The sequence below is a fragment of the Streptomyces sp. NPDC048370 genome, from assembly GCF_043200825.1.
In the GTDB taxonomy this organism is placed as follows: Bacteria; Actinomycetota; Actinomycetes; order Streptomycetales; family Streptomycetaceae; genus Streptomyces.
Genome location: NZ_JBICYI010000005.1, coordinates 336442 through 353757, shown reverse-complemented (window position 1 = coordinate 353757; position 17316 = coordinate 336442). Strand labels below are relative to the sequence as shown.

The window sequence follows — 17316 nt, the reverse complement described above, 5'->3', positions numbered from 1 at the left end:
GCGGCGGTCAGGACCCCGCCGTCACAGCCAGGTGCCGAACCGGCGGATGTACCAGGTCTTCACCAGCTGGGTGAGCGTGCAGTAGGCGAGCAGCACGCCGACGAGCCAGGGGAAGTAGCTCGCCGGCAGGGCGACGAAGCCCAGCGAGCCGGCCAACGGCGAGAACGGCAGCCAGAGCCCGGTCAGCACCGCGAGCACCGTCGTCACCATCACCGGCCAGGAGGCGCGGGACTGGATGAACGGGATCTTCCGGGTCCGGATCATGTGGACGATCAGGGTCTGCGAGAGCAGCCCCTCGATGAACCAGCCGGACTGGAAGAGCGACTGCTCGGCCGAGGTGTCGGCGGCGAAGACGTGCCACATGATCAGGAACATCGCGATGTCGAAGATCGAGCTGATGGGTCCGATCGTCACCATGAACCGGCCGATGCCCTTGGCGTCCCAGTTACGGGGCCTGCGCAGGTACTCCTCGTCCATCCGGTCCCACGGGGTGGCCAGCTGGGCGATGTCGTAGACCAGGTTCTGCACGAGCAGCATGATCGCGAGCATCGGCTGGAACGGGATGAACGCGCTCGCCACGAGCACCGAGAAGACATTGCCGAAGTTCGACGACGCCGTCATCTTGATGTACTTGATGGTGTTGCCGAACGTCGTCCGGCCCTGGACCACACCCTGCTCCAGGACCGTCAGGTCCTTCTCCAACAGGATGATGTCCGCGGACTCCTTGGCGATGTCGACGGCGGTGTCGACCGAGATGCCGACATCGGACTCGCGCAGCGCGGCGGCGTCGTTGATCCCGTCGCCGAGGAACCCGACCGTGTGACCCTCCGCCTGCAGGGCCCGTACGATCCGCGCCTTCTGGACCGGGTTGACCTTGGCGAACACGGTGGTACGGGCGGCCAGTTCGCGCAGCTCGCCGTCGTCCAGGGCGTCGAGCTCCGTGCCCCTGACGACCTGCCCGACGTCCAGGCCGACGTCCGCGCAGATCCGCGCCGCGACCAGCTCGTTGTCGCCGGTGACCACCTTGACCGCGATGCCCTTGTCGGCGATGCCCTGGAGGGCGGCCTCGGCGTCGGCCTTCGGCGGGTCGAGGAAGGCCAGGAAGCCGACGAGGGTCAGCTGCGACTCGTCCTCGACCGCGTAGGTGTCGCGCGGCGACGGCATCGTACGGGTGGCCACGGCGAGCACCCGCAGGCCCCGCCGGTTGTTCTCCTCGGCCGTCAGCGTCGCCTTGATCCGCGCCGACTCGGTCAGCTCCACCCTGCGGCCGCCGTCGATCATGTGCGTACAGAGGTCGAGGACCTCCTCCACGGCGCCCTTGGTGATCATGACGTGCTCGGGCCGGCCGGTCGTGCCGAGCAGACCGTTGCGGTTGAGGACCACGGACATCCGGCGCCGGGCGAAGTCGAAGGGGATCTCGTCGACCATCGAGAACCGTGCGTCGACGACAACCTCCTCGGCCTCGTCCACGCGGTCGACGACCGCCTGGTCCATCAGGTTCCGCAGGCCCGTCTGGAAGTGCGCGTTGAGGTAGCCGTACTCCAGTACCTCGGTGTCCTCCTCGCCGTGCACGTCCAGATGGCGGTCGAGGACGATCCGGTCCTCCGTCAGCGTGCCGGTCTTGTCCGTGCACAGCACGTCCATCGCGCCCAGGTTCTGGATCGCGTTGAGCCGCTTGACGACGACCTTCCGCTTCGCCATCGTGACCGCGCCGCGCGCCAGGTTGGCGGAGACGACCATCGGCAGCATCTCGGGCGTCAGGCCGACGGCCACGGCGATCGCGAAGAGGAAGGCCTCGTCCCAGTCGCCCTTGGTGAGCCCGTTGATCGCGAAGACCACCGGGACCATCACCAGCATGAAGCGGATCAGCAGGAAGCTGACGCTGCGGACGCCCGCGTCGAAGGTGGTCCGCGGGCGTTCGCCGATCAGCGAACCCGCCATCGAGCCGAAGTACGTGTCCGCGCCGGTGGCGACGACCACTCCGGTGGCCGTACCGGACGTCACCGACGTCCCCATCAGGCAGAGGTTGCCCGCCTCCACCGGGTCGGTCGTCTCCCGCTGCCCCCGGTCGTCGGCCCGGATGTCGTGCTTGGCGACGGGCAGGGACTCGCCGGACAGCGCGGCCTGGCCGACCGTCAGGTCCTTGGCGGCGATGAGCCGGAGGTCGGCCGGGATCAGGTCGCCCGCCGCGAGCCGCACCAGGTCGCCGGGGACGACCTGGTCCATCGAGACCTCGAACGTGGCCGGCGCGGTGCCGCGGCCGACCCTGCGCACCACGGCGGTGGTCGTGGTGACCAGCCGCTTCAGGGCGTCGGCGGCGCGGCCGGAACGGTACTCCTGCCAGAACCGCAGCGCCCCGCTGATCAGGACCATCGTCGACAGGATGACGACGCCCGGGTCCGCCGGGTCCTGCCACCACATGACGGCGGCGAGCAGGACCAGGACGGCGATGAAGGGGTTGGCGTACGCCTTGGCGAGCTGGACGTACCAGCGCGGGGCGCGCTCCTGGGCCACCACGTTGGGGCCGTGGCGCTCCAGGCGGGAAGCGGCCTCGACGTGGGTGAGCCCGTTGCGGGTGGCGGCGAAGTCCCGCAGGACCCGGTCGCCGGGACGGGCGCTGATCTCCACGAGCCGGTCGCCGACGAGCCGCGTGCGGGCCTCCAGCTCGGCCGTCCTGCGCTCGCGGCGGGTACGGGCGTCCCGGCCCGGCGGAGCGAGCTTCTCGGGGAAACGGGGGGTGATCATGGTCATGACGAATCCTCCCTCCGGTGCGACGGCGAACGGCAGCACGGCAGCGCGGACAGCGCGACATCACGGCGCGGCGGACCGCGGCGCGACATCGCGGCACGGACCGCGCGAGGAGCCGTCACACGGAGTGATCGGTGAAAGAGGTGAAGGAGGTGAAAGGGGGAAGGGGAGAAAGCACCGTGGGTACGGGGCGGCACAGAGGGGTGCCCCGTGGGTACGGTGAAAAGGAGAACGCCGGACCCGGGGAACGGTCGACGACCTATGAAGGGTCAGCCGGCCGAAACGTGGCGGCGAGGACTTCCTTCGGGACTCATCCCGAACACCTCCTCGCGTCGCGCCAACAGAATCGATCGCCGCACCGGGCCGAAGACGGGCAAGCCGGTGTCACGGCGACATCTCGAAGTTAACACGGTCCGAACCCCGCCCCTCCCGGGCCGAAAGTCCCGCCGAGGGCCGGGCCACAGGTCCCGAACAGGGCGTCCGTACCGGCCCTGACCTGCAGATTCATCCCCGCGGTCAGGTGCGATGCGGCGTCACCGAGTGCGTTGTCGTTTGCCCGTTCTTGGTCGGACCGGGCAGGGTTTCGCCACCGGGCTCATCCGAGCCTCCCCTTGCTCAAGGTCTTGACGGGGGACAACCCCAAAGGCTCAGCTTAGAGTTCACAAGTTGGAGAACAAGCTGGGGTCTCACAGGCGCGGCCCCGGCCGAGGCGGTGATCACACCGTCCTTCGCAGGCGGGAGTGGATGAGTCGATGGAGACTCCGGGGTCGCAGACATCTCTGCACAGGGCCAACCTCGAGCGGGTGGTCCGTGCGGTACGCATGGCGGGTTCGCTCACCCAGGCGGAGATCGCCCGGGCGACCGGCCTGTCCGCAGCGACGGTCTCCAACATCGTGCGGGAGCTGAAGGACGGCGGCACCGTCGACGTCACCCCCACGTCCGCGGGCGGCCGCCGGGCGCGCAGCGTCTCCCTCTCGGGCGACGCCGGCATCGTCATCGGCGTCGATTTCGGCCACACCCATCTGCGGGTCGCCGTGGGCAACCTGGCCCACCAGGTGCTCGCGGAGGAGTCCGAGCCGCTGGACGTCGACGCCTCCTCCGCCGAGGGCTTCGACCGGGCGGAACACCTGGTCATGCGGCTCATCGGAGCCACCGGCATCGGCCGCGACAAGGTCGTCGGCGTCGGCCTGGGCGTACCGGGCCCGATCGACGTCTCCTCCGGCACGCTCGGCTCCACCTCGATCCTGCCGGGCTGGAGCGGCATCAACCCGGCCGACGAGCTCTCCGGCCGGCTCGGCGTGCCCGTGTACGTCGACAACGACGCCAACCTCGGCGCGCTGGGCGAACTCGTCTGGGGCAGCGGCCGGGGGGTGAAGGACCTGGCCTACATCAAGGTCGCCAGCGGCGTCGGAGCCGGTCTCGTCATCGACGGGCGGGTCTACCGGGGCCCCGGCGGCACGGCGGGCGAGATCGGGCACATCACGCTCGACGAGTCGGGCCCTGTCTGCCGTTGCGGCAACCGGGGCTGCCTGGAGACCTTCACCGCCGCCCGGTACGTCCTGCCCCTGCTCCAGCCCGGCCACGGCCCCGATCTGACCATGGAGCGGGTCGTCCAGCTGGCCCGCGAGGGAGACCCGGGCTGCCGCCGCGTCATCGCCGACGTCGGCCGCCACATCGGCAGCGGTGTCGCCAACCTCTGCAACCTGCTCAACCCCAGCCGGGTGGTCCTCGGCGGCGACCTCGCGGAGGCCGGTGAGCTGGTCCTCGCGCCCATCCGCGACTCCGTCTCGCGGTACGCCATCCCCAGCGCCGCCCGCCAGTTGTCGCTGGCTCCCGGGGCGCTCGGCGGCCGCGCGGAGGTGCTCGGCGCGCTGGCTCTCGTACTGAGTGAAATGGGCGATTCGACCCTGTTGGAGAGCTCCCTGCCCGGCGCCGCGCAGGCCTCCCCCCCTGCCTTCACTTAGATAACGAATGGCACCGTTGCCATCTCGTTAAGGATTTACTTCTTGACGATGTCTCCGTGGCCGAGTTGACTTCCAGCCACCTCGGCCGCAAAGTCGCGGCCTCGTCAGGGAGGCACACCCACATGAACGCAATGACGCGTCGCGTCGTCATAGGCACGGCCGCGGTTTCCATGGCCCTCTCCCTCGCCGCCTGTGGCAAGGCGGGCGACAGCGGCTCGGGTTCGGGCGACAGCACCGGCGGGAAGGGTGGCGACGGCAAGACCATCGGTCTGCTGCTGCCCGAGAACAAGACCACGCGTTACGAGACCTTCGACCGCCCGATCATCGAGGCGAAGATCAAGGCCCTCTGCTCGGACTGCGAGGTCAAGTACAACAACGCCGCGCAGGACACCGAGACGCAGAAGAAGCAGTTCGACGCGCTCGTCACGCAGGGCGTGAAGGTCATCATCCTGGACTCGGTCGACTACAAGGCCACCAAGTCCTGGGTCCAGCAGGCCAAGGAGCAGGGCGTCGCGGTCGTCGCGTACGACCGCCTGGCCGAGGGCCCGATCTCCGCCTACGTCTCGTACGACAACGAGAAGATCGGCCGCCTCCAGGGCGAGGGCCTCGTGAAGGCGCTCGGCGACAAGGCCAAGGACGCCAACGTTGTCATGATCAACGGTTCGCCGACCGACCCGAACGCCCCGCTGTTCAAGAAGGGCGCCCACAGCGTCCTCGACTCGGCGGTCAAGAAGGTCGTCTACGAGCAGGACATCCCGGACTGGTCCCCGGACGAGGCCAACAAGAAGATGGGTGCCGCCATCGACTCGCTGGGCAAGGACGGCTTCCAGGGCGTCTACTCGGCCAACGACGGCATGGCCGGCGGCATCATCACCGCCCTCTCCAAGCAGGGCATCAAGGTCCCGGTCGGCGGCCAGGACGCCGAACTCGCCGGTCTGCAGCGGATCCTGAAGGACGAGCAGGCCTTCACGATCTACAAGCAGATCAAGCCGGAGGCCGAGACCACCGCCGAGATCGCGGTCCGCCTCCTCAAGGGCGAGAAGATCGACGACCTCGTTCCCACCAAGGTCACCAGCCTGACCGGTGAGTTCAAGGACATCCCGGCGAAGCTGTACGACGCCCAGGTCGTCACCAAGACCGACATCGCCGGCACGATCATCAAGGACGGCGTCTACAAGGCGGCCGACATCTGCACCGCCGAGTACAAGGCGGCCTGCGAGGCGGCGGGCATCAAGTAACCCGCGCTGCCGGTACGGCCCTTCGGCAGCGGGTGACCCCGTCCGAGCGGCCTCCCGGTCCGGTCCGGCGCCCCGCCCCGTTCAACGCCCCGCAAGCGGGGGCGGGGCGCCGGACTCCTCCCACAGCCCCCCTCAGTGCTCTTCGCACCACCATCCCCGCCGGTCAGGCGGCGAAGGAGATGATTCACGTGTCCGCTACGCCCGTGCTGGCGTTGCGCGGAGTCTCCAAGCGGTTCGGCGCCGTCCAGGTGCTCACCGACGTAGAACTGGAGATCCACGCCGGTGAGGTCGTCGCCCTGGTCGGCGACAACGGCGCCGGCAAGTCGACTCTCGTCAAGACGATCTCGGGTGTCCACCCGATCGACGAGGGCGTGATCGAGTGGGACGGCAGCCCCGTCCAGATCACCAAGCCCCACGACGCCCAGAACCTCGGGGTCGCCACCGTCTACCAGGACCTGGCGCTCTGCGACAACCTCGACGTCGTCGCCAACCTCTTCCTCGGCAGCGAGCTGAGCTCCGGCTCCGTCCTCGACGAGATCGCCATGGAGAAGCGTGCCAAGGAGCTCCTTGACACCCTGTCCATCCGCATCCCCTCGGTCCGTATCCCCGTCGCGGCGCTCTCCGGCGGTCAGCGCCAGGTCGTGGCCATCGCCCGCGCCCTGATCGGCGACCCGAAGATCGTCATCCTGGACGAGCCCACCGCCGCCCTCGGCGTCGAGCAGACCGCACAGGTGCTCGACCTCGTGGAGCGGCTGCGCGAGCGCGGCCACGGAGTCATCCTCATCAGCCACAACATGGCCGACGTCCGCGCCGTCGCGGACAAGGTCGCGGTGCTCCGCCTGGGCCGCAACAACGGTGTCTTCGACGTCAAGGACACCACCCACGAGACGATCATCGCCGCCATCACCGGTGCCACGGACAACGCCGTGACCCGTCGGCAGGCCCGTACGGCCTCGGCCACGGCCACGAAGGAGGACGCGAAGTGAGCGACCTCGCCAAGACCCCCGAGACGCCCGAGAGCACCGGGAACGCCGCCGCCGAGGCCCCGGCCCCCGAGGCCGCCGTGCCGGCCCAGGCCGCCCCCGCCGAGCCCCCCACCGCCCTGATCCCGACCGTCGACCCCCGCCTGGTGGTCCGCGCGGAGGGCTTCAAGGGCTACTGGAACGAGTTCGTCCGCAAGATCCGCGGCGGCGAACTCGGCTCCCTGCCGGTCGTCCTGGGCCTGATCGTCATCGCGATCGTCTTCCAGCTCCAGAACGGCAACTTCCTCTCCGCGAGCTCCGTCGCCAACATCGCGGTCTACTCCTCCGGCCTCGGCATCATGGCCGTCGGCATCGTCTTCGTCCTCATCCTGGGCGAGATCGACCTGTCGATGGGCTCGGTCGCGGGCGTCGGCGCCGCCGTCTGGGCGGTGCTCAACGTCACCAACGGCGTGAACGACCTCCTGTCGGTCGTCATCGCCGTCGCCTCCGGCCTCCTCATCGGCCTGCTGCACGGCTTCTTCTTCGCCAAGATCGGCGTCCCGGCCTTCGTGGTCACCCTCGCCGGCTTCCTCGGCTGGAGCGGCCTGCAGATCTGGCTGATGGGCAAGGAGGGCTCGATCAACGCCCCCTCCGGCTCGATCGTGGAGAACCTCACGGCGTTCTACTTCGAGGACAAGGCCGCCGCGTACGGTCTGGCCCTCGTCGCGGTCCTCGCCTACGCCGGCTCCCTCCTCCTCGACGCCAAGCGCCGCAAGACCGCCCTCCTGCCGTCCCGGCCGGTCAGCGAGATCGTGCTGCGCACCGTCGTCGTCGCGGTCCTCTGCTTCGTCGTCGCGTACGTCCTGAACGAGCCCGAGGGCGCCCGCGGCCTGCCGCTCGCCCTGGTCCTCTTCCTGGCCGTCCTGGTGATCGCCGACTTCGTCGCCCGCCGCACCCTCTTCGGCCGCAAGGTGTTCGCGGTCGGCGGCAACGCCGAGGCCGCCCGCCGCGCCGGCATCAACGTCGACCGGGTCCGGATCGTCGTCTTCGGCGTCTCGGGCATGCTCGCCGCCTTCGGCGGCCTCTTCGTGGCCAGCCTCTCCGGCGGCGCCACCAAGAGCCTCGGCAGCGGCAACACGCTGATGCTGGTCATCGCCGCCGCCGTCATCGGCGGTACGAGCCTCTTCGGCGGCCGCGGCAAGGTCTGGTCGGCACTCCTGGGCATGATCGTGATCCAGTCGATCCAGCAGGGCCTGAACATGATCGGCATGGCCAACGAGATCCAGTACATGATCACCGGCGCGGTGCTCCTCGCCGCCGTCGTGATCGACTCGATCTCCCGTCGTACGCAGAAGACGGCAGGCCGCGCCTAGGGCGTTAGCCAGCACACAGTGTCCGGCGCCGGAGAACCGGTGCCGGGCACTGCTGCGTCTGGCTCTGTGGACCGCCCGTACGCTCAGCGGTGTGTCGGCCACACGTGTGACGCGCACCCCGCCGCCCGATGACCACGATCGGGGACGGAACATTAGACTCGACAAATCGGCAAGCTCGACCAGCTCAATGGCAAGGAGGCACGGGTGGCATTGCTGACCCGTATCAGGGGACCGCGCGATCTGGACCGGCTCTCCCCGGAACAGCTGGAACAGCTGGCCGAAGAGATCAGGACGTTTCTCGTGGACGCCGTCTCCAAGACCGGCGGCCACCTGGGGCCCAACCTCGGCGTGGTCGAGCTGACCATCGCCCTGCACCGCGTCTTCGACTCCCCGAAGGACAAGGTCCTCTTCGACACCGGCCACCAGAGCTACGTCCACAAGCTCCTCACCGGCCGCCAGGACTTCTCGAAGCTGAAGATGAAGGGCGGCCTCTCCGGCTACCCCTCGCAGGCCGAGTCCGAGCACGACATCATCGAGAACTCGCACGCCTCCACGGTCCTCGGCTGGGCCGACGGCCTGGCCAAGGCCAACGAGGTGCTCAAGAAGGACGACCACGTCGTCGCCGTCATCGGTGACGGAGCCCTCACGGGCGGCATGGCCTGGGAGGCGCTGAACAACATCGCCGCCGCCAAGGACCGCCCGCTGGTCATCGTCGTCAACGACAACGAGCGTTCGTACGCCCCCACGATCGGCGGCCTCGCCAACCACCTGGCCACGCTCCGCACCACCGACGGCTACGAGCGCTTCCTCGCCCGCGGCAAGGACATCCTGGAGCGCACCCCCGTCGTCGGGAAGCCGCTCTACGAGACCCTGCACGGCGCCAAGAAGGGCCTGAAGGACTTCATCGCCCCGCAGGGCATGTTCGAGGACCTCGGCCTGAAGTACGTCGGCCCCATCGACGGCCACGACATCGAGGCCCTGGAGTCCGCCCTGACGCGCGCCAAGCGCTTCGGCGGCCCGGTGATCGTCCACTGCCTCACCGAGAAGGGCCGCGGCTACCAGCCCGCCCTCCAGGACGAGGCCGACCGCTTCCACGCCGTCGGCAAGATCCACCCCGACACCGGCCTGCCCATCTCCTCCTCCGGAGCGGACTGGACCGGCGTCTTTGCCCAGGAGATGGTCGAGCTCGGCAAGGAGCGCGAGGACATCGTCGCGATCACCGCGGCCATGCTCCAGCCTGTCGGCCTCGACAAGTTCGCCAAGGCCTTCCCCGAGCGGGTGTACGACGTCGGCATCGCCGAGCAGCACGCCGCGGTCTCCGCCGCCGGCCTCGCCACCGGCGGCCTCCACCCCGTCTTCGCGGTCTACGCGACCTTCCTCAACCGCGCCTTCGACCAGGTCCTCATGGACGTCGCCCTGCACAAGTGCGGCGTCACGTTCGTCCTGGACCGTGCCGGTGTCACCGGCACGGACGGCGCCTCCCACAACGGCATGTGGGACATGTCGATCCTCCAGGTCGTCCCCGGCCTGCGGCTCGCGGCCCCGCGCGACGCCGACCAGGTCCGCGCCCAGCTGCGCGAGGCCGTCGAGGTCACCGACGCGCCCACCGTCGTCCGCTTCTCCAAGGGCGCCGTCGGCCCCGCCGTACCGGCCCTGCGCCGCATCGGCGGCATGGACGTACTCCGCGAGCCGGGCACCCGGACGCCCGACGTCCTCCTGGTCTCGGTCGGCGCGCTCGCGCCGATGTGCCTGGAGATCGCCGACCTGCTCGACAAGCAGGGCATCTCGACGACCGTCGTCGACCCCCGCTGGGTCAAGCCGGTCGACGAGGCCCTCGCGCCGCTCGCCGAGCAGCACCGGGTCGTCGTCACCGTCGAGGACAACAGCCGCGTCGGCGGTGTCGGCTCGGCCGTAGCCCAGGCCCTGCGCGACGCGGGGGTGGACGTACCGCTGCGCGACTTCGGCATCCCGCCGCGCTTCCTCGACCACGCCTCGCGCGCCGAGGTGATGGCCGAGATCGGTCTGACCGCCCCGGACATCGCCCGCCAGGTCACCGGCCTCGTCTCCCGCTTCGACGGCAAGTACGAGTCCAGCGAGCGGGCCGTGGAGCCCGCGCGCGACTGACCTAGGTCACACCGCGTCACCATTGGGCCGGTCGGAGCACCCCACGGGGTGACCGACCGGCCCTTTCGTGTGAAACCCGCATCCTCGACGCGCGCCACCCCTTTCGTGTCTCGATCATGGGTCCTGGGACCGACGGCACGGAGGTACGACGGTGAGTACGGACCAGCAACCGCCACAGGCGAGCTCCGGGATGTTCCGGACGAAAACGGTCGAGCAATCGATCCGAGACACCGAGGAGCCGGAGCACGCGCTCAAGAAGTCCCTCTCCGCCTGGGACCTGACCGTCTTCGGCGTCGGCGTCATCATCGGCACCGGCATCTTCGTCCTCACCGGCAAGGTGGCGAAGGAGAACGCCGGGCCCGCCACGGCGCTGGCCTTCGTCGCCGCAGGCATCGTCTGCGCACTCGCGGCCCTCTGCTACGCCGAGTTCGCCTCCACGGTCCCGGTCGCCGGATCCGCGTACACCTTCGCGTACGCCTCCATCGGCGAACTGCCCGCCTGGATCATCGGCTGGGACCTCGTCCTGGAGTTCGCGCTCGGCACGGCGGTGGTCGCGGTCGGCTGGTCCGGCTACGTCCGCTCGCTGATGGACAACATCGACTGGCATCTACCAGCGGCTCTGGAAGGCCCCGACGCACCCGGCGGGACCTTCGACATCCTGGCCTTCATCCTGGTCCTGGTGCTGACGGTGATCCTCGTCCTCGGCATGAAGCTCTCCGCCCGGATCACCGCCCTCGTCGTCGCCATCAAGGTGACCGTGGTCATGATCGTGATCGTCGCGGGCCTGTTCTTCATCGTCGGCGACAACTACGACCCGTTCATCCCGGCCGCGGTCACCCCGGAGGGCGGCGGCTCCGCCTGGGACGCCCCACTGGTCCAGACGATCTTCGGCTACGAGCCCACCAACTTCGGCGTCATGGGCATCTTCACCGCCGCCTCGGTCGTGTTCTTCGCCTTCATCGGATTCGACGTGGTCGCCACCGCCGCCGAGGAGACCAAGCTCCCGCAGCGCGACATGCCCCGCGGCATCCTGGGCTCGCTGTTCATCTGCACGGTGCTGTACGTCGCCGTCGCCCTGGTCGTCACCGGTATGCAGCACTACAGCGAACTCTCCGTCAGCGCCCCGCTCGCCGATGCCTTCAAGGCCGCCGGACACCCCTTCTACGCCGGCGTGATCAGCTTCGGCGCCGCCGTCGGCCTGACCACCGTCTGCCTCATCCTGCTGCTCGGCCAGACCCGGGTGTTCTTCGCGATGAGCCGCGACGGACTGCTGCCGCGGTTCTTCTCCATCACCCACCCGCGCTTCCGGACGCCGTACCGGCCGACCATCCTGCTCGGCGTGATCATCGCGATCGTGGCCGGCTTCACCAGCATCAACGAGCTCGCGACGCTGGTGAACATCGGCACGCTCTTCGCCTTCGTCATGGTCGCCGTCGGCGTGATGGTTCTCCGCCGCACCCGCCCCGACCTGCACCGCGCCTTCCGCACCCCGTGGGTGCCGGTGCTCCCGATCCTGTCCATCGCCGCGTCGTTCTGGCTGATGCTGAACCTGCCGGGCGAGACCTGGTTCCGCTTCGCCGTCTGGATGCTCATCGGCGTCGTCGTGTACTTCCTCTACGGCCGCTCCCACAGCCGCCTCGGCAAGGCCGGCGCCGACGCGGAGTACTAGGCCCTAGCCCTCAAGGACGGCACGCGGGCCCACGCACCGGGCCCCGTGCTCGCCCACCCGCCGCCGCAGCTCCCGGTCGGCCGTGACCACCAGGCACGGCCGACCGGCCGCGTTCCGGGCCAGCTCCACGATGAGGTCGTCGCCGCTGCCGGGCGCCTCCTCGACCCGTACCCCCGGCACGGACTCCACGCCGCGCGCCCGGCCCTCCACGACCAGCACGATCTCGAAGGGGCCGCCCTCGGGCCCGCCGCCGGCCACCAGCCGCTCGCGGAGCCGCTCGGCGGCCGCGCGCCGGTCGCGCCACCACCCGTCGGGCACCGAGCCCACCACGTTGGCACCGTCGACGATCAGCAGAGGCAGCTCCTGGTCCATGCGGACAGGATGTCAGCCCCCACCGGCGGCGTCGGGCGCTCCCGGCACCCACTAAAGTCGACGAACAGCAGTCCGAGCGGACTTGCACCTTCCACTGCTGACCTGTCGACCGGAGCGCTGGAACCCATGGCAAATCGAACCGAGGTCCCGACCCAACGTCCCCGGGGGCCGTTCACCGTCCCGACCCTGCGCGGGAGCTGGCTCACCCGCGGCACGGAGGGCCGTTTCAGCGCCTACCTGATGAGCGACGGCGAGGTGCTGCGCTGGACCGAGGGAACCGACGGACGGTGGAGCGGCCCGGTCTCCCTCGGCGGCGGTGGGCTCCTGCCGATCCTGTCGATCGGGCAGGGCGTCAACGCCTACGTCCACATGGTGGGGCTGCGTCCGGTGCCGGACACCGAGGACCATGTCGAGCTGATGCACTCGACCCAGTTCCAGACCGGACGCCCGGCCGTGGAGTGGCGCTCGATCCAGCACTCCAACGGCAAGAGCTTCCCGTGGACCGGCAACCCGGCCGTCGCGGTCGACGCCCTGGGACGCGCGTACGTCTTCACCAAGAACGGCGGCGGCGGACTCAGCGTACGGGCCCAGAAGGACGCCGGTGGCTGGCACCCGTGGTGGGACCTGTGGGGCAACCGCTCCGACCCCTCGCCCGTCGCCGTCACCAACGGCGCGGGTTTCGTCGAGCTGTACACGGCGAAGCCGGAGGGGCTGCTGCGCTACGAGCAGCAGGAGTCCGGGGGCAAGCCCGTCCGGCACGACGTGGTGCCCGCGTCGGTGACCTTCGGGACCCTCGCCGCGGTGACCGGGCCCTCGGGGCACGCCACGCTCTACTACCTCGACGACGAACAGCGCGTCTGCGCCTGGTCCCCGGGACGCTCGCTGGAGCCGACGCCCTTCCTGGACGCGGTGGGGACGGGACCGCTCGCCGCGACCCCGTGCCTGATCGACGGTGCCGAATGCACCGTCCTGGCCCAGCAGTCCGCCGACGGCCGCCTCGCCCTGGCCGCCTTCCCCGCCGAGCAGGAGACCGTCGGCGCCAAGTGGATCGAGACGGGCGAGCCCCACGGCCCGCTGACCACCACCCTCACGCAGGCCCTGGACGGCGGTCTGGTGGCCCTGACGGTGGCCGACGGGGCCACGGGGCCCCTCCTGCTCACCATGCGTCAGAAGACCGCCTCCGAGGGCTTCCAGCTCGGCGGTTGGCACGCGGTGGCCTGAGCCACCGGACGACGCGGACGAGAACGCGGAACGGCCCGAACGCCGAACGGCCCCGGCACCTTCCCAGGTGCCGGGGCCGTTCGCCGTGCTCTTGGCGTTACGCCGGGACGCTCGCCACGCCCTGCGCGAGGAACGGCTTGCCGTTCACCCGCTGGGAGACGCCCTCACGGTCCAGGTACGGCGTGATGCCGCCCAGGTGGAAGGGCCAGCCCGCGCCCGTGATCAGGCAGAGGTCGATGTCCTGCGCCTCGGCGACGACACCCTCCTCCAGCATCAGGCCGATCTCCTGCGCCACCGCGTCCAGGACGCGGTCGCGGACCTGCTCCTCCGTCAGGACGACATCGCCCTGCTTGAGGAGCGCGGCGACCTCGGGGTCCAGCTCCGGCTTGCCGGAGTCGTAGACGTAGAAGCCGCGCTTGCCGGCCTTGACCACGGCCGCCAGGTTCGGGGAGACGGTGAAGCGCTCCGGGAAGGCGCGGTTCAGGGTCTCGGAGACGTGCAGACCGATCGCCGGGCCGACGAGCTCCAGGAGGACCAGCGGCGACATCGGCAGACCGAGGGGCTCGATGGCCTTCTCGGCCGTCTCGACCGAGGTGCCCTCGTCGATGACGTTCTGGATCTCGCCCATGAAGCGGGTCAGGATGCGGTTCACGACGAACGCCGGGGCGTCCTTGGTGAGGACCGCGGTCTTCTTCAGCTTCTTCGCGACACCGAACGCGGTGGCCAGCGAGGCGTCGTCCGTCTTCTCACCGCGGACGATCTCCAGGAGCGGGAGGATCGCGACCGGGTTGAAGAAGTGGAAGCCGACCACGCGCTCCGGGTGCTGGAGCTTCGAGGCCATCTCGGAGACCGACAGCGAGGAGGTGTTGGTGGCGAGGATCGCGTGCGCCGGGGCGACCGCCTCGACCTCCGCGAACACCTTCTGCTTGACGGACATCTCCTCGAACACGGCCTCGATGATGAAGTCCGCGTCCGCGAAGCCCTCGGCCTTGTCCAGGACACCGGAGACCAGGCCCTTGAGACGGTTGGCCTTGTCCTGGTTGATCCGGCCCTTGCCGAGCAGCTTCTCGATCTCGGCGTGGACGTAGCCCACACCCTTGTCGACGCGCTCCTGGTCGATGTCGGTCAGGACGACCGGCACCTCCAGGCGGCGCAGGAAGAGCAGGGCGAGCTGGGAGGCCATCAGACCGGCGCCGACGACACCGACCTTGGTGACCGGGCGGGCCAGCGACTTGTCCGGGGCACCGGCCGGCCGCTTGGCGCGCTTCTGCACCAGGTTGAAGGCGTAGATGCCGGAGCGCAGCTCGCCGCCCATGATGAGGTCGGCGAGCGCCTGGTCCTCGGCGTCGAAACCGGCCTGGAGGTCGCCGTCCTTGGAGGCGGCGATGATGTCCAGGGCGCGGTACGCGGCCGGGGCCGCGCCGTGCACCTTGGAGTCGGCGATGAACCGGCCCTTGGCGACGGCCTGGTCCCAGCCCTCACCGCGGTCGATCTCCGGACGCTCCACCGTGACCGTGCCGTTGAGGACGGAGGCGGTCCAGATCAGCGACTGCTCCAGGAAGTCCGCGCCCTCGAAGATCGCGTCGGCGATGCCGAGCTCGAAGACCTGCTTGCCCTTGAGCTGACGGTTCTGGTTCAGCGAGTTCTCGATGATGACCGTGACGGCCTTCTCGGCGCCGATCAGGTTCGGCAGGATCGTGCAGCCGCCCCAGCCGGGGACGAGACCGAGGAAGACCTCGGGCAGCGAGAAGGCCGGCAGCGCCTTGGAGACGGTGCGGTAGGTGCAGTGCAGACCGACCTCGACACCGCCGCCCATCGCCGCGCCGTTGTAGTACGCGAAGGTCGGCACGGCCAGCGCGGACAGACGCTTGAAGACGTCGTGGCCGCCCTTGCCGATGGCGAGCGCGTCGGAGTGCTGCTTGAGCAGCTCGACGCCCTTGAGGTCGGCGCCGACGGCGAAGATGAACGGCTTGCCGGTGACACCGACGCCGACGATCTCACCGTTGGCGGCCTCGGCCTCGACCTGGTCGATCGCGGTGTTGAGGTTCGCCAGGGACTGCGGACCGAAGGTGGTCGGCTTGGTGTGGTCGAAGCCGTTGTCCAGCGTGATCAGCGCGAACCGGCCCGCATTCGCGGGCAGTTCGAAGTGCCGTACGTGGGCGCTGGTGACGACCTCGTCCGGGAACAGCTCGGCCGCACCCTTCAGAAGCTCGGCGGTGGTGCTCACTTGCCCTCCCAGTGGGGGTTTTCCCAGATGACAGTGGCGCCCATGCCGAAGCCGACGCACATGGTGTTGAGGCCGTAGCGGACCTGCGGGTTCTCCTCGAACTGGCGGGCCAGCTGCGTCATCAGACGGACGCCGGAGGAGGCGAGCGGGTGACCGTAGGCGATCGCGCCGCCGTACTGGTTGACGCGGGCGTCGTCGTCGGCGATGCCGTAGTGCTCCAGGAAGGCGAGGACCTGGACCGCGAAGGCCTCGTTGATCTCGAAGAGGTCGATGTCCTCGATCGAGAGACCGGCCTGGGCGAGCGCCTTCTCGGTCGCGGGGATCGGGCCGTAGCCCATGACCTCGGGCTCGACGCCGGCGAAGGCGTACGAGACGAGGCGCATCTTCACCGGGAGGTTGTGCTCACGGGCGAAGTCCTCGGAGGCGATGATCGAGGCGGTGGCGCCGTCGTTGAGACCGGCCGCGTTACCCGCGGTGACGTTGCCGTGGACGCGGAACGGCGTCTTCAGGTTGGCCAGCGACTCCAGGGTGGTGCCCGGGCGCATCGGCTCGTCGGCGGTGACCAGGCCCCAGCCGGTCTCGCCGGCCTCGGCGTTGGTGCGGCGGACGGAGATCGGCACCAGGTCCTGCTGGATCTTGCCGTCGGCGTACGCCTTGGCGGCCTTCTCCTGCGAGCGCACGGCGTACTCGTCGGCGCGCTGCTTGGTGATGCTCGGGTAGCGGTCGTGCAGGTTCTCGGCGGTCATGCCCATGAACAGGGCGGACTCGTCGACCAGCTTCTCGCTCACGAACCGCGGGTTCGGGTCGACGCCCTCGCCCATGGGGTGGCGGCCCATGTGCTCGACACCACCGGCGATCACGGCGTCGTACGCACCGAAGGCGATGGAGCCGGCGACGCTCGTGACGGCGGTCAGCGCACCGGCGCACATGCGGTCGATGGAGTAGCCCGGGACGGACTGCGGCAGCCCGGCGAGGATGCCCGCGGTGCGGCCGAGGGTCAGACCCTGGTCACCGATCTGCGTGGTGGCGGCGATGGCGACCTCGTCGATCTTCGCGGGGTCGAGGCCGGGGTTGCGGCGCAGCAGCTCCCGGATGGCCTTCACGACGAGATCGTCGGCGCGGGTCTCGTGGTAGATGCCCTTCGGGCCCGCCTTGCCGAACGGGGTGCGGACGCCGTCGACGAAGACGACGTCCCTGACGGTACGAGGCACGATGGCTCTCCTCCAGGGTGCGGGATGGCACTGCTGCGGCACGCCGCTAAGCGCGCGCTTGCTACCCCCATGCTACTTGTGGGTAACCAAGCTGCCCACCCCCCTGGGCGGGAGCGGCGAAGGTCACACTCCGGCGGCGGTACGCGAAAGCCCCCGGCGGCGTGGTGCCAGGGGCTTGCGGGTGTGGGTGAGTGCGCCGGAAGCGGC

At 69.7% G+C, this 17316-nt stretch carries 11 protein-coding genes; 7 read left to right on the top strand and 4 right to left on the bottom strand.

The features are described 5' to 3' along the window. Window positions 1-21 precede the first annotated feature (21 nt). Window positions 22-2751: a magnesium-translocating P-type ATPase gene (mgtA, locus tag ACGFYP_RS14640; RefSeq protein ID WP_393492051.1), complete on the bottom strand. Its 2730-nt coding sequence runs from the start codon at window positions 2749-2751 to the stop codon at window positions 22-24. 749 nt (window positions 2752-3500) lie between these two features. On the opposite strand from mgtA, the gene ACGFYP_RS14635 reads away from it, so the two are divergent. The 6 genes from ACGFYP_RS14635 (at window position 3501) to ACGFYP_RS14610 (ending at window position 12078) form a co-directional block, all read left to right on the top strand. After that, on the top strand, window positions 3501-4712 hold the full coding sequence (locus ACGFYP_RS14635) for an ROK family protein (protein ID WP_393492047.1): 1212 nt from the start codon (window positions 3501-3503) through the stop codon (window positions 4710-4712). Between the two features lie 122 nt (window positions 4713-4834). Next, entirely contained in the window at window positions 4835-5950 is a 1116-nt protein-coding gene (locus ACGFYP_RS14630) for a substrate-binding domain-containing protein (RefSeq protein ID WP_361964330.1), read from the top strand. A 179-nt stretch (window positions 5951-6129) separates the two neighbouring features. Next, window positions 6130-6936 carry an ATP-binding cassette domain-containing protein gene (locus tag ACGFYP_RS14625; RefSeq protein ID WP_315893074.1) on the top strand — a complete coding sequence of 269 codons (807 nt, stop codon included), beginning with the start codon at window positions 6130-6132 and terminating at the stop codon, window positions 6934-6936. Beyond that, window positions 6933-8285, top strand: coding sequence for a sugar ABC transporter permease (locus ACGFYP_RS14620; RefSeq protein WP_393492043.1), 1353 nt, complete (start codon window positions 6933-6935; stop codon window positions 8283-8285). Before ACGFYP_RS14625 ends, ACGFYP_RS14620 begins: the two co-directional genes overlap by 4 nt. Before the next feature lie 204 nt (window positions 8286-8489). Beyond that, complete coding sequence (dxs, locus tag ACGFYP_RS14615) at window positions 8490-10409, top strand: 1-deoxy-D-xylulose-5-phosphate synthase (protein ID WP_393492039.1); 1920 nt, start codon at window positions 8490-8492, stop codon at window positions 10407-10409. A 190-nt stretch (window positions 10410-10599) separates the two neighbouring features. Then, a complete protein-coding gene (locus tag ACGFYP_RS14610; protein WP_393492036.1) occupies window positions 10600-12078 on the top strand; it encodes an amino acid permease in 1479 nt (492 codons plus the stop codon). A 3-nt stretch (window positions 12079-12081) separates the two neighbouring features. On the opposite strand, the gene ACGFYP_RS14605 is transcribed toward ACGFYP_RS14610, so the two are convergent. Beyond that, the gene (locus ACGFYP_RS14605) at window positions 12082-12450 is read right to left on the bottom strand and encodes an NTP pyrophosphohydrolase (protein WP_393492033.1); all 369 of its coding nucleotides are present in this window, start codon (window positions 12448-12450) and stop codon (window positions 12082-12084) included. Between the two features lie 126 nt (window positions 12451-12576). Here ACGFYP_RS14605 and ACGFYP_RS14600 point away from each other — a divergent pair, with 126 nt between their 5' ends. Further along, window positions 12577-13671, top strand: coding sequence for a hypothetical protein (locus ACGFYP_RS14600; RefSeq protein WP_393492030.1), 1095 nt, complete (start codon window positions 12577-12579; stop codon window positions 13669-13671). Between the two features lie 97 nt (window positions 13672-13768). Here the strand turns inward: ACGFYP_RS14600 and ACGFYP_RS14595 are convergent, their stop codons facing one another. Then, a complete protein-coding gene (locus ACGFYP_RS14595; RefSeq protein ID WP_393492027.1) occupies window positions 13769-15898 on the bottom strand; it encodes a 3-hydroxyacyl-CoA dehydrogenase NAD-binding domain-containing protein in 2130 nt (709 codons plus the stop codon). Further along, window positions 15895-17109: an acetyl-CoA C-acyltransferase gene (locus ACGFYP_RS14590; protein ID WP_361964320.1), complete on the bottom strand. Its 1215-nt coding sequence runs from the start codon at window positions 17107-17109 to the stop codon at window positions 15895-15897. Before ACGFYP_RS14590 ends, ACGFYP_RS14595 begins: the two co-directional genes overlap by 4 nt. Between the last annotated feature and the right edge of the window lie 207 nt (window positions 17110-17316).